Origin of the sequence: Fibrobacter sp. UWB2, assembly GCF_002210425.1 — a bacterium.
Classification (GTDB): Bacteria; Fibrobacterota; Fibrobacteria; order Fibrobacterales; family Fibrobacteraceae; genus Fibrobacter; species Fibrobacter elongatus.
Genome location: NZ_MWQK01000002.1, coordinates 448,504 through 463,811, shown reverse-complemented (window position 1 = coordinate 463,811; position 15,308 = coordinate 448,504). Strand labels below are relative to the sequence as shown.

Sequence of the window (15,308 nt, the reverse complement as noted above, 5' to 3'; positions counted from 1 at the left end):
TAATTTTTTTCATTGGTCAATGATTGACAGGTGTTTCCACGAAAGCTAGAAAAGACGCATTATTCAGCATTTTTGAATATTCTGACCAACGGTCTTGGTTGACTGTTTAAACTTAACTTGTCAAAAGAAGGTATATTAGAACACAAATTAAGAGGTTTTAATATGGATAATTTCGACATGTCTGTTTTCGATAAGAAAAAGGAATTGCAGAAAGCCCTAAATTACACATTAGAACATTACCGTCCTCACGACCCAGGAAGTTATCTTTATAACAAAATTTTTGAATTTAAATTCTCACAGAAGTTTTCAGAAGATTTCATAGAATTACTTTATGTGACATTATCCGCTTGGAATATGAACTCCCGTGGGGCAAAATTAAGCGATTTTTCTGTTTTCTCAGAATCCATAAAGGAACACAAATCAGATTTCAAAAAATTGGAACATCAAAAAATCCAAGACTTAGAAAAAAACAAGGAAATTATTAAAGATTTGTTTGATAATTTGAAAGTTGTTGATGAAGGAAAACCGCCTTTGGTTACTTTTTCAAAAACACTTCATTTCATACTTCCAGATTTAATTGCACCCATTGACCGCAGATATACATTAAGATTTTTCTACGGCAAAAATACAGATACTTGTTTTCGTTCTAAGGACAAACAATTTGAAGTGTTTTGGAGAATCGAAACAGAATTTTCAAAATTTGCCCAAAAGCAAAAAGATTTAAACTCTTATGTTGACAAAAATGGTTGGAACAGAAGTATTCCTAAAATAATGGATAATGCGGTTATTGGTTTTATATCGCCAACGGTTGAACGAGAAAAGGCGGAGCAGAAAAAGAAGGAAAAAGAAAAGAAAGAAAAGCTAAAAACGATTCAAGCATCTCATAAATAGAATGTAAGCACCCCTTATATAATGGGTGTTTCATTCTATGAGGTTTTGAATGATAGATGAAGCTTTATTGAAAGAATTTAAGGATTTTGAAAACCGTTCACACGATTATTTCAGCGACTTCTACGATAGAATAAAAGATGATAGGCTTTTTCTAGGAGGTTCGCATTTTGACGAAAACGACAACAAGCGTTTTGGAAAATCCCGACTTAAAATGCCGGTTGATGTTATATCAAACACCATTAGAGCAATTGTCAATCAGTATTCGTCTGCACCGTATTCTTGGCTTACAACAGATGAATCGTTAAATGATATAGCCAACAGATTTTTAACGACCACAGCCGTCAAAGCGTCCATTTATCAGGCTTTAAGAAATTCTACACGGCTATGGTCTAGGCTTTCTTAATCTATCAATAGATTATGACAAGAACGGAAATGCCGTTCCCGTCCTTTATTCCATTCCCGATGTGACCAAAGTCTATTATGACCCAGACTCTATTGAAATAGATGGTTCGGACGCAAATCAAGCAATAATCATTGACATTAAATCTAAGGCGTGGATTAAGAAAACCTACGGCGAAGATTTCGTAACAGAAAAAGGCGACAAGCCACTTATAGATATTTCGGATTCTTATGATGAACAATCCTTGCCGTTAATCACATATTATGTGAAATCAAACGGTGGTGTTATTGTCTATAAGCTATTGAACAGGGATTTGCTAGAAGAGCCTATTATTCTAAACATTGATAGATTACCAATCATCCCCGTATATGGTGAAGAAACATTTATAGACGATAAATTAAGTCATCGTGGCATTGTTTCCCAATCAAAGCCAATACAAAAACTTATTGATTACAGCTATTCCCAATTATGCGAACGCTTGGCGAAATCACCGAAGAACGCTTGGGTGGGAACAAAAGAAGCTATTGAGGGAAATGAAGAATATTTTAAAAATTTCGACAAGTCCGTGAATCCGCTTTTGTTATACAACAAATACGATGATAGAAAGAACCAAAACGAACCGCCAACACGAATTGACATGACGATTCAATACAACGACTTAACGACAGTTCTTCAAAATTCTTTGGCTATGCTTCAATCTATTACGGGTGTTGAATCTATTGGAATACCCGATCAAAAAGTGGAAATGACTGCAACCGAAGCCCTACTTAATGCGAAATCATACACGAACAATGTCAGAAATTATTTCGACAATCTAAAAGAATCTTTCAAGTCGGCAGGACACATTTTCTTTCAGTTGCTTGGGTATGATGTAGAAGTTTCTGTAGAGCAAGGGCCAGAAGACCAAATGGAAAGACAAATAGCAAGAGCCGAATTAATGCAGTTGGCTCAACTTGTGCCAGAAGAAAAAAGAATGGATTTGGTTGGGGCGATTACATCGACATTAGACGATAACCAATTTATAAGGCGATTCAATCAAGCCGTGTTTGATGGTGTTTCTCCCGAAGTTATGCGATTACAGCAACAAATTCAGCAACAGCAAATCCAATTCCAAAACCAAATTCAACAAATGGCACAAGCGAACCAAGAACTTAAAAACCAAAATCAGCAACTTAATGTTCAGTTGCTTGCTATGGAACAAAATAACAGAAATGCTTTATTGGTCGCCCAAATGGATAACCAAACGGAATTGCAGAAAGAAGCAATGAAACTTGAAGCCCAAGCAGAAAACCAAAACGCAAACAGGGTTATGGAACTTGAAAAAGAAGCATTTAAGCAAAACAACGAGAACGCCCGAATGGTCGCAAAGATACAACAGAAAAACAATGAACAAATTTTAAATCAGTTGGGGGTCTAAATGATAGCTTTCGACAAAGACAGAAGATTAGATTTAATTGGTAAACCTTTATACGGTCGAGTTTCATTCTATCAGAAAGACACAAACCAACTTGATAAAATTTATGTCTATGATGAAAACGACCAACTTGTACTTTGTGAAAATCCTGTATATACCGACATAAACGGCTTTCTTGAATACGATGTAATTCTCGAAAACAAAATCTATACGGTACACCAAGAAAAATATATTGGCGATTATGACGACCCTAAAACAGACAATCGCCCTAATATGTGGGCAGATGATAGGACATATTACACGGGGCTTGATATTTCAAGCGGGAATCAGGATTCAATCCTATTTGGCTATGAATCAATAGCGGATGCAGATCCATCCTTGGGAATGATTACTGTCGTGGGCTATCATACAAACGATGACTGTGGAGCTAGAACATACATTTGGGATGAAAATTCAAATGACCAAGTAGATAACGGTCAGGTGTTTGGTTCACAACTTCAATCGGGTGGTCGTTGGTTGCTTGTTCATTCACTTCCATATATTCCATCTGAATATTACGGTGTATATGAAGGACACTTGGAAAATATGTCTGCTTTATTTGGTGCTTCAAACCAATATGGAACGGACAATAGAATTTTGTCGCCCAAAGTTATCAAGATGAAAAGGGGTGATTATAACATACAAACAAATTACTCAACAAGCCGAACTTTGCTTTTAGAAGACCAAGTAGATTTTGGTTCTGCCCATACTGTAACCTGTAAGAATATTCAATTTGCAGGTGCAAGAAATTCAAAGCCCATTGGAAACTTTCATTTTAACGGTAGCTATGTTGAAGTCGATTCTCTTATTTTCTATGACCTTTTCCAAATGCTTATATCGGGAGCAAAGACAATTCACATTTATAACAAGTTGTCTTCTCAAACAAGCGTAAAAAATGCGAACATTACCTGTTCAAATATTACTTTCATTGGGCACGGTTCAATAGATTACACAAACGATAGCTACAGCATAACTTTTAACGGTTGCCACTTCATAGGCGAAAACATGCTTAATGTTGGAACCAATTTCTATTTAAGAAATATGGTGGTTTCAGATAGACCGTTTAAAGATTATTTCAATAATACAGGCGTTGAAGCTTCTACATGCACGGTGAACATTGAAAACTTTGAACACCCTTTAAACTTTGTCTTGACTGCCCGTCATTGTGGGTTCACCGTGATAGATTTGCAGGGGCGAACTTTGCCGATGAATCCAAATATAGCTTTGGCTCTTTTAGGCGAAGGAATCACTTATAGAAACGGTTCTTTGGGCTATGTAAGTGTGAATAACACGACAGCTTTTGAACATTGCGTAATAGATAAGATGTGGATAAATGGGGCGGTTTCTGTATCATTGACCAATTGTAAAGTTGGAATTTTGAAATATGAAAATGGAAACGCCGTGATAACGCTTGCCGATTCGTGGGTCGCCTCAATGGAACATGACAAGAATGTTTCTTGTGTAATGGGTGCCGTCAGTACGGTATTTAATTCTTCAATAGGTGAAGGGCTTACACAGGGGGCTGTTGGCGATAACACAAACCCATTCAAGGGCGATATTACTTTAATAAACTGCAAAGTCAATGGTGACATTGTTATAAGGGGTGCTTTGGATATTCAAGGCACGACCGTTTCGGGGTCTGTTTGGACTCAGGATTTTCTATTGAATGGAACTCAAGATTTCATCTATAGCGTTATGAAAAATTGCGTAATAGGTGGCAGACATTTATTACAACATTATACACCATATAGAACAGGCGTGAAAACAACTTGCTTCTGGATTGGAAATCTTTTCTTGAATACAGAAAAAATTCCAATATATCCTGAATCTTGGTCAGATCCTCTTGGTGAAGGTAAGTTCACACGAAACGACTGCACAACGCTATATCTTGACCCATACCCTGCACATCATATTTGGTTATATAAGAGCAATACTGGACCAAAAGTAATTTCAGAATATCCGATGGGTAGCTTTACAAGTATTATAAATGTAGGCGACCCTCACGGTGTTGAAGGCTATGCGACAATTCAAGAAGTTCCCTATGTAGCCCCTGGTCATTCAATAAAGTCTGTTAATGGTAATGAATACGAAACAATGGATTATGAAGACTTGTTTATGGACGATTTGAAAGTAAATCTTCGATTCTATAGGGAGATGTATTGGACAGGACATCACGAAACAATGCACCGCCCAGATTTCATTGGAAATCCCACCGTTGTTCACGCATTTGCAACAAACAAAGATTACGCTTTTGACGGGGGCTATCATTGGATGTGCAGACCACGAAAAGTAACGGCTTTTTGGGAAAATTCTTCTGAAGCATATTTTAGAATTATGTTTTCAATAGATTCGGACAATCACGATTGGGGCAACATTGAAGCATATGGAAGCCTTGATGTTCTACCATATTATAGCGTTAAATACACAGGTTAATTTTGAGGTTTGAAAATGATTCAGTTATTATTTGACCCAAACATTCAATTCATCTTGAAGAATGGAACGATAAACACCGCTCGGAATCTTGAATGTTTATCACCATAGCGACACGAACGGCAAATATCCTGTCAAGACCTACAAAGACCCCAATGGTGAAATATTGAACCCTACGGACATTATTCTCGATAATAACGGCAGGGCTACCGTCTATGTGAACAACAATTATTGTTATAGATTGGAAGTTTTCGACAAGGACAAAAACCTCCTTTGGACGACCGACAACATTCAACCGTCAAACGGCATTGCTATTGAGGGAACTTATGTTTTTTCTATAAATGGCGACGAATATATAGATGTTCAGTCACATATAGAAGATTCACAAGTCAATTATTCTTTATCGTTTTCTGACAATTCCAAGGGGGCTGTAGATGGTTTCTATGATTCGACAAGTGGAAACCAAGCCCTCTATAATGCCATTCAAACAGAAATTCAAAATAGAAGTAATAACGACAACCAAATTTATAATACGCTCAACGCTTCTATAACAAATGTTCAGGGTTCATTGATTTCTGAAACAATGAATCGACAAATGGCAGACAATGAATTAAGAACCCAAATTGCTGCGGCTAAGACAGAAGTAAAGAACACCGATGGAACAATAAGCGTTCAGGCAAGCACGGCTTCTGACGGTCATACAATATACACCATTGCTGGAACTGGTCAGGGTGGAGCAAATGTTGCTATTCAATCAAGCGACCAATCTATAACGGTTACTGAAACAACACAAGACGATGTTAAATTTTTTGATTTGTCCGTTGCTCCTCAAACAAACGAATACGGTAAATTTTATTCAAACAATGGTGCTACTTGGACGAAGATTTCTGGAAACATAAATGTTTCTAATTCAAACATAGCCTTGAAAAATGGTGGTGTTTACCATATTACTGCAATAGCTACACTTTCAAATTCAACGGCTATAGAGAATTATTACGACTTTGGAATATTTACAGGCGATACATTACACACGGTTTCTAATGTAGATTGTTCAATCGTCGGAACTCATGTTTATGAATTAAGTTGGGACCAGAATGTTTCTTCTACATTCATAACAAGTGTTAATTTACCAAGTCAGAACTTTTCTATAAGTTCCTTGATTTTCCACATTCATAGAATAGACCAAGGTGCAGTCGGTGGTGGTTCAAGTGGCAACGACAAAGTTGCAGTTGATTCAAGCTCTACGGCAGGCTATTTGGAAGATGTTTTAAAAGCAACTGAACATTCAGATGTTCAAATAACCAAGTCAAATGGAAAACTTTATTTGGATGTTCTTACCCCTGACACTTCAGATCCAAAACTTTCAGTTTCTACCATTGACCTCGTAGATTCAGCAAATGACGGAACAAACCCTTGGAATGTTCACGATGTAACCCCAGGAAATCACGATAACCACAACTGTTACATTTATAAAAGATTGGCTGACGCAAAAGGTCAAATTACCAAGGTGGATTTTGCCGTGGGAACTGTTCAGCTTTATGGCTGTATTCAAATTGGAATTTTCGACTTGAACGGAAATAAACTTGGTGAAACGGCATATACAAACTTAACCCAAGGCTCTAACCGTCATTACACACTTCCACTTACTGAAACAAGCGAAGGCTCTCTTTATTTAAGAAGAAACACTTTATATTATGTTGAAGTCGTTTATAAGGGGCTTGAAATAATCGGTCAGGCTCATACAACATATTACTTGTTTGATTACACGATGTCTTATAATCGTTACGGTTATTGTCCAGAGGGGCGATTATATGACCCTACAGATATGTCTTTCAACAATGCCGCAGATATTCTTTATTTTCTTCAATTCTCAGGAGATTAAATCATGTCAAAGATAAACAAAGTTTTATACAACATTTCTCAAACCTTGAACGATAACGAAAAACTTCAAGCAAGAACGAATATTCGGGGCTTTGGCTTTGGATGATTTTAACACCTATGCTTCAAACACTGCGTCAACCTTGATAAACATTCAAAGAACTTTAAGCGACAAACAAGACATTTTAACCGCAGGCGATAATATCACGATAACAAACAATGTAATTTCAGCCACGACAAATAAAATGTTTATCACGACTGAAAACATAGCTTCCCCAAGTGATACACCATACAATCTTTTTTCTTTAAATGGATTGACATTTACAGCGCTTGCCACAATGAATGCAGTATCTTTGAGAATTTCATCAAATACACCAACTTCTTTATATGGCTATGTGTCAATGAGAACCAGTTCGACAATTACACCAGATAACCAATGGAGTTCTTTCGTGAATGAATCTTTAAGCAATACACCATTCAATCTTTACACATTCAACACTTACGAGGTAACTTCAACGGTTACAGGTTCGCTTGATATAACGCTTTTCTATGGAACAAAGGCAATGAAACTCAACATTCTAAAGTATGGTCAGATGTATTTAAAAATCATTGCAGACCCCATAGAGGCATAATATGGAAGATATTATAATAACACTTCTAAATTCAAATAACGCCATTTCTGTAATGTGTGGAACGGTGGTCTATCTAATCATATACTTTCAAAGAAAAACCACTCGGAACACAACGAAATAGCGAATACAACCAATTAAAGACAGAATGTGAATTATTGAAGCAAAGAATAAAATCTATTGAAAGCCAGACCCAAACATTAACCAATAAACTTGATGAAATCGTGTCTGGAATCAATGCTTTAAATATCAATGTGGCGAAACTTACAGAACGAATGAAAATGGAAAAATAAAGCCACAAATTCGCCTAAAACAAAAACGAACCCAAAAACCACATTAAACACAATTCGCCATTCCAAACACCAAAAACCGTTCTTAATCATCAAATGGAATACACGAACTTAAAATAAAATGTGGTTTCGTGAATGTGGTTTTGGAAGATGATGAATGTTTGGAGTCTTCCAAAAGGGCTTGAACACTTATATAAAATGTGAAGTTTTCTTGGAGGCTGGGGCCGGCTATGTAGAACTTTAATGTTGAAGCACCGTCTGATGTTTAAAATTTTAAACAAAAAGGACTTTAAAAGGGCTTTTGGTGATTCGACAGGATTCAATGGCTCTTAAAAGCACGGTTCTTGTCAACATTCCATTAACAACAAAAAAGTTCTACTTATCCCACAAAATAGTGTACAAAAAAGCAGATTCCTATCATTGTGCTATTTTTCACATCACTTACGATTCTTGTAAAAAAAAGAAGTATTTTTGAAGCGATGGAGCAATGTATGAAGAACCAGAAGAAACCTATTCATAGAAGCCTTATTCTAGGAAGCGCGGTCTTTATCACATTCATGTGCCTTTTGCTTTCTATCCAGGCTTACATGACATACTCTCAGTCTCTTTACAAGCGTTACGACGACAAGCTCAGCAACATTCTGAACTATGCGGTCAACCGCATAGACATGGACGACCTTTACCAGAACGCCATAACGGGCCAAAAGACCGAAAAGTATAACGACGTGCAACAGTTGCTCAACGGCATGGTCGACGACTTCGAGCTGTTCTACCTCTACTCGCTTTTTGTGCGCAACGATTCCATGTACAATATTTGCTCAGCAACAAGCAAGGCAGAACGTGAACGTGGCGAAGAAGACATGAAGTTGTTGGAGCCGACCGACGCGTATGAACTTTCTGAAATTCGAAAATTCGCGAAGGCCATGACAAAGGATGAAATTTCATTCTTTGAAGAAAACTCCGACTGGGGGGCCGCCTACACAGCCTGCAAACCGTACGTCAACTCGCTTGGAGTGCATTTTGGCGTCATCTGCGCAGACATTTCCATTTCGGACCTCCACAAGACCGTCAACTATTACGTCATGTACAACGTTTTACTGACCCTCGGGCTTGGGCTCCTGTTTGCACTTATTTTGTTCATATGGTTACGCCGCAACGTGACGGGGCCGATTCTTGAACTTGAAAAGAGCGCCCGACATTTCGCCGAAAAGAGCCGTGGTAAAAAGACGCCCGACGAGCTCATCTTTGATGCTCCCGAAATTCACACGCACAACGAAGTCGAATCGCTCTCGAACGCTATTTCGCAGATGTCCGAAGACATGCGCACGTACGTCCAGGGGCTTCTAGATGCCGAAGAACAGGCGCGTTCCGCCCAGGAACAGGCCGAAGACATGACGAATTTGGCATTCAAGGATGCACTGACCCACGTGAACAGCAAGGTCGCCTACGACAAGATGAAGGATTCCCTGCAAGAACAAATCGACAAGGGTGGAGCCACATTCGGGTTCGTGATGATAGACGTCAACAACCTCAAGGACGTCAACGACCACTATGGTCACGACTGTGGAGACAAGTACATTTTAGGTTCGTGCCATATTTTCTGCAATATATATAAGCAGTCCCCCATTTACAGATTCGGCGGAGACGAATTCGTCGTTTTGCTGCAGAATAGTGATTACAAGAATAGGGACAAACTGCTCAAGGATATCGAATCCAAATTCAAGAAGTCTCGCAACAACACCTCCCGCAAGCCCTGGGAACGTTATTCCGTCGCATACGGCATGGCGATCTACAAGCCCGGCGACAGCGTCGAAGATGTTTTTAAGCGTGCTGACGATAGCATGTACCAGAAGAAAATGGAAATCAAGGGGATGGCGTAATATTTTTCAAAGTTGCCATTTTTCGAGGAATAACTAAATTTAGCACGATATTCACTGAGTTTCGGCTCAAATTTTAGGAAAAGAACATGGCAAATAATCGTGAAAACTGGGGTTCCAAACTCGGGGTCATCCTCGCAGTCGCTGGTTCCGCAGTCGGTCTTGGCAATTTTCTTCGATTCCCTGTGCAAGCGGCTACCAATGGCGGCGGCGCATTCATCATCCCCTACCTCATTGCGTTTGTGTTCCTCGGGATTCCGCTCGCCTGGATTGAATGGACACTCGGCCGTTACGCAGGCTACCACAATTACGGCACCTCCCCGAGTACCTACCACGTGATTTTCCAGAAAAAGAAGAAGTGGGCAAAGTACCTGGGCTCGCTCGGACTCCTCCCGCCGATTTTCATCATTTTCTACTACGGATTTATCCAGTCCTGGATTTTGGCATTCGCATTCTACTCGGCAACAGGCACGTTGATGAACGTTGTCGCGCAGGGTCCGGAAAAGATGACGGAATTCTTTAGCGACTACATCATGCTCAAGACTTGCGTCGGTGGCATCCCGGTCGCCATCATCTTCTTCCTCATTACGTTCATCGCGAACATGATTGTGCTTTCGTTCGGTGTGCGCAAGGGCATTGAACGCGCGAACAAGATTTGCATGCCGATCCTCTTGATTTTGGGCCTTGTGCTTGTGGTCCGCGTGCTCACGCTCCCGGGCATCGGCAAGGGTCTCGCCTTCATGTGGAACCCGGATTTCTCGGAACTCGCTAGTCCGAAAGTCTGGATGGCCGCTGCAGGCCAGGTGTTCTTCACGATGAGCCTCGGTATGGCCATCATTTTCTGCTACGCAAGCTACCTCAAGCCGAAAGAAGACCTCGTGCTTTCTTCGCTCACGGCAAGCGCAACGAACGGATTTGCCGAAGTGATTATTGGTGGTACGGTCGTAATCCCGATGGCAGTGCTTATCGCAGGCGCAAACATCGAAGAATGCGCCAAGCTCGGCACATTCGGTCTTGGATTCCAGACGATGCCTTACGTTTTCGGAACACTCCCGTTCGGAGGCGTGCTTCAGACCGTTTGGTTCACGATGCTCTTTTTTGCAGGCATCACGAGCGCCATTTCCATCATCCAGCCGCTCATCAGCTTCTGCGAAGACGACCTCAAGTTTACGCGTAAAAAGTCCGTCACGACGGTCAGCACGATTACCTTTATCGGTAGCCTCACCGCTATTTTCGGCCTCGCCGCAGGCACTGTCGATGAACTCGACTTCTGGGGCGGTACGTACCTCATCGTGTTCGTGGGCATGATCCAGGCGGTTCTCTTTAGCCTCGTGCTCGGGCGCCGCAAGGCCAAGGAAGCCCAGGCAAATGGAGACCTCCCTGCTGAAGTTGTTGTGGAACCGGGTGAAAACGAAGCCTTCGCCACCATGAACGATGGCTCCCTCCTCAAGCTCCCGCGCTTCCTCCGCCCGATAATTCTTTACGTGTGCCCGATTTACCTGATCGTGCTTCTGATATCGTTCACAGCAACGGACGGCCTCCCATTCATTACGCTTAGCAATGTGGACCCGAGCGCAACAGTCGATTTCCTCGGACACACGTTCCCGAAAATCGGATTCACGTGGGCATTCCGCGGATTCTTGCTCGTACTGTTCTTGCTTTTGAACCTCGCCATCGCCTATGCCTGGCGCAAAGGAGGTCCCGCAGAAAAGGGCCGCAGCAAGAGCATCAAGAAGATGGAAATCGGTAACTCTGACGAAAACATGGAGGGCTAAAAAATGGACGCTGAATTTACTACGGGCGGACTCGTTTTCATGGTTTGCGCTTGGGGCGCAATCATTGGGCTCTGCGCATTCTGCTTCTATAAAGTATTCAAGAAGTAACGAGACGCCCCCCGCCCCCTACTATGTCATGCCCGCCACCGTGCGGGCTTTTCCTTTTTTACCCCCACCAATCATTACTATATTTACCTCACAATTTTGAACAATTTTTATACTAAACAACCTATATGAAACGATCTACTTGCCCTGGCGAAGTTCCCTATTACATAGCTGTATTTTTAACATCTTTTATGCAACTGGGTTTATTCATCCACTTCCAGAGATGGATAACCTTCAACTCCGAAGGCGCTAGGTTTTTCTGGCTGAGCCTACTCCTCCAGTTCGCTATGTTCTCGCCAAGCATCATCATGATGCATGTGGCAAGTTACTTTGCAGGCCGCTTCCCCAAGAGCAAGGTCATGGGTTGGACGTCCATCGGCATGGCTATCTCCGTTTTGCTCATCGCATTTTTCTTTGGCGATAGACTAGACTTTGGCGCATTTGCATTCCTGTTCCTGTACGGCATTTTCCTCTCGATTTTCAATCCGGCAAAAATCGGACTCATGAAGGAAATCACCGACGGAAACGACCTCGTAAAGATCAACGCCAAGCACTTGATTTTCATGGCGCTCGGCATCACGGTTATATCCTTCCTCACGTTTGACTATAGCCCGAACGACAGCTCGACGGTTAGCTACACGCTCCTCCCGTTCATTCTCTCGGCTGTAGGCCTCGTCGCCGCGATTTCGTCATTCTGCATCCGCATCTGCAAGCAGAACAAGTTCGTGAAGCTTCGCTCCCCCATGCGCAATTTCTCTTCGACCTGGTCAAACCCGATGCTCAAGCTCTCGATGCTCGGCATTGCAGCCTTCTGGAGCGTAACGCAGTTCCTCATCATGATTTCGCAGAACATGACGGGTACGCAAAGCACAACGCTTTTCCAGTGGACGTTCATCTTCACCGGAATCGGTTATGTCATTGGCGCCATCAGTGCCGCAAAGTCTTCCAAGAACTTCGTGGAAACAGGCCTTATCCCGCTTGCCGCCATTGCGTCTTCCATCACGATGATTATAACGCCATTCATCAATAACCAATACGTCCTTGCGTTCCTCTACGCATTCATCGCCTTCTGGGCAGGCTCCGCATTCGTCATCCTCCGCACGGTCATCCAAAACGTCACACGCCCCGACACATCTGGCCGCATCCACGCCGTTTCGTTCATGATCCAGATGAGCTTCTTGTTCATCTTGCTCGGCTTCCAAGTCATCCTCTTCCTCATGACCGAACTCAGCCTCCACAAACAGCTATTCTTCCTCGCTGTGATCCTCGCCCTCACGTTCGTGTTCACGCTCAAGCGCACCCCGATGACGCTCCTCCGCGCTGGGCTCCGCTTTGCATTCTCATACGTGTTCCGCTATAAGGTCAAGGTCCACGGCATCCAGAACATGCCCGAATCCGGCCCGCTCCTTTTGGTGGGTCCGCACTTTAGCTTCATCGACTGGGCAGTGCTCCAGATGGCATCTCCGCGCACGCTCCTCATCGCGAGCAACCGCAACACCTTTGCCGACTGGTATTTGCGCTGGTTCTCTCACGGCAAGTCGGTCATCAACATCAACCGCCGCGACCCCAGCGAAGCCATGGAAAAAATCCACGAAGCGCTATTGAAGGGCGAAGCGGTGGTCATCTTCCCCGAAGGCGAAGTTTCCAAGACGCCATTTGTTTCCAAATTCTCGCTCGATTACACAAAGGCTATTGAAGGCACCGAAGCCCAAATCGTCCCGTTCTACATACAAGGTCTTTGGGGCAGCCGCTACAGCCACGCCTCCGAATGCGTAAACCGCCCGCAGTATTTCAACCGAGTCATCAGCGTAGGTTTCGGCAAGGCTCTCCCCGCCACCACGCCCGAAAACGTGATCCGCAAGGACTTGCAGAACCTGGGAACCGACATCTGGAACATGGCGATGGACCATTCCGCAAGTATCATCCCGCTCTGGTACCGCGCGATGCGCAAGCGCCGTTCCCGCCCAATATTGATTGATCCGGCCGGCCGCCACGTGAATGGTTACGAGATGATCCGCCTCTGCCACCACTTCAGCAAGAAAATCAAATCGCTCACCAAGAACGACCAGAACGTAGGCTTCATGCTCCCCACGAGCCGCGACGCAGCCCTCGGCATTATGTCTATTCTCGGCTGCGGAAAGACGACGGTCAACTTGAACTACACCTCGCCCGTCGACACGCTTATCGGCTGCATCGACAAGGCTGAACTTTCGACAATTGTCACGTCCCGAGCCTTCTTTGACAAGCTCTGCGGCAAGAACGCCGACTTCAAGCAGCTTGCCGAAAAATGCCAGATGTTCTACATCGACGAAGAAGAACAGAAAATCAGCACATTCTGCCGTCTGCTCGAATCGTTCATCGTCTTAACGTTCCCCAAGAAACTTTTGAGAGACCTCTGGTTCACCACGTCTAAGTTAACCGATGATGCCGTTATCTTGTTCAGTTCCGGTTCTGAAGGTACACCGAAGGGTGTAGAACTCACGCACAAAAACGTCATTTCGAACGCTCAGCAAGGAGACCACGTCATCAGGCTTTGCCGCACCGACGTGATGGCATCGCTCCTCCCGCTGTTCCATTCGTTTGGCTTTACGATGACATTCATGATGCCGCTTTTGGACGGTGTGCCGATGGTGCTCTGCCCCGACCCGACCGACATCAAGACTCTTGCCCGCGTATGCGCCGAATACAAGGCAACCATCCTCATGGGCACCCCGACGTTCCTCCGCGCCATCGCCATCAACCGCTGGGTACACCCTATGTGCCTCGACTCTTTGCGCTACGTGATTGCCGGTGCAGAAAAGCTCCGCCCCGAAATGCGCGAGACCTTCAAGCTCAAGTTCGGCAAAGACATTTACGAAGGCTACGGCTGTACGGAACTCACGCCGCTTGCCACGCTCAACGCCCCGAACGTATTGCTCGACGACTTCTTGACGATGGAAAAGTGCTGCGACCACTCGAGCATCGGCATGGTTGTCCCTGGTTCAACAGGCGCCATCATCGATCCGGAAACGAACCAGTTCCTCGCACCGGGCGAAGAAGGCATGCTCGTCATCACAGGCCCGCAAGTGATGAAGGGTTACCTCCGCGATGAAGCAAAAACAGACGCCGTCATTTTTGAAGTCGATGGGCGTCGCTGGTACAAGACCGGAGACAAGTGTACCATCACCGAAGACGGCTTCGTCAAGATTCTCGGCCGCTACAGCCGCTTCGCAAAGCTCGGCGGCGAAATGATTTCGCTTACCGCCGTGGAACTCCGCATTGCAGAAACAGGCATCATGGGAGAACACGAATTTGCCATTACCGCCGTTCCGGATTCTGTGAAGGGCGAACGCATCGTGCTCCTCGTCAAGGGCGATGCAACACTCGACACCGAAGATATCTCGAGAAGCCTCCGCAAGTCGGGCATTCCGCCACTCATGCAGCCGGGTTCCGTGTTTGTCGTCGAAGCCATCCCGAAGCTCGGCAGCGGCAAGTGGGACTTCAACGGAATGAAGAAGCTCGCTACGGAACTCGTCGAAAAGAAGTAATCGCCAACAATAGCCTTAAAATATACCCGCACGTAAAAACGTGCGGGCTTTTT

General features: G+C 43.6%; 9 protein-coding genes. All 9 read left to right on the top strand.

Translation table 11 applies throughout. The annotated features are described in order from the left end of the window. Positions 1–162: 162 nt before the first annotated feature. The 9 genes from B7982_RS05325 (at position 163) to B7982_RS05290 (ending at position 15,255) form a co-directional block, all read left to right on the top strand. Positions 163–891, top strand: coding sequence for a hypothetical protein (locus B7982_RS05325; RefSeq protein WP_088659849.1), 729 nt, complete (start codon positions 163–165; stop codon positions 889–891). A 49-nt stretch (positions 892–940) separates the two neighbouring features. Beyond that, positions 941–1,294, top strand: coding sequence for a hypothetical protein (locus B7982_RS05320; protein WP_088659848.1), 354 nt, complete (start codon positions 941–943; stop codon positions 1,292–1,294). A gap of 61 nt (positions 1,295–1,355) precedes the next feature. After that, positions 1,356–2,708 carry a portal protein gene (locus tag B7982_RS05315; protein ID WP_158212966.1) on the top strand — a complete coding sequence of 451 codons (1,353 nt, stop codon included), beginning with the start codon at positions 1,356–1,358 and terminating at the stop codon, positions 2,706–2,708. Further along, complete coding sequence (locus tag B7982_RS05310) at positions 2,709–5,177, top strand: hypothetical protein (protein WP_088659846.1); 2,469 nt, start codon at positions 2,709–2,711, stop codon at positions 5,175–5,177. A 238-nt stretch (positions 5,178–5,415) separates the two neighbouring features. Further along, positions 5,416–7,056, top strand: coding sequence for a hypothetical protein (locus tag B7982_RS05305; RefSeq protein ID WP_158212965.1), 1,641 nt, complete (start codon positions 5,416–5,418; stop codon positions 7,054–7,056). Between the two features lie 97 nt (positions 7,057–7,153). After that, positions 7,154–7,684: a hypothetical protein gene (locus B7982_RS14765; protein WP_144065917.1), complete on the top strand. Its 531-nt coding sequence runs from the start codon at positions 7,154–7,156 to the stop codon at positions 7,682–7,684. 778 nt (positions 7,685–8,462) lie between these two features. Next, complete coding sequence (locus B7982_RS05300; protein WP_088659844.1) at positions 8,463–9,851, top strand: GGDEF domain-containing protein; 1,389 nt, start codon at positions 8,463–8,465, stop codon at positions 9,849–9,851. 86 nt (positions 9,852–9,937) lie between these two features. Next, entirely contained in the window at positions 9,938–11,623 is a 1,686-nt protein-coding gene (locus tag B7982_RS05295; protein ID WP_088659843.1) for a sodium-dependent transporter, read from the top strand. Positions 11,624–11,919: 296 nt separating this feature from the next. Further along, complete coding sequence (locus B7982_RS05290) at positions 11,920–15,255, top strand: MFS transporter (RefSeq protein WP_233138383.1); 3,336 nt, start codon at positions 11,920–11,922, stop codon at positions 15,253–15,255. Positions 15,256–15,308 lie beyond the last annotated feature (53 nt).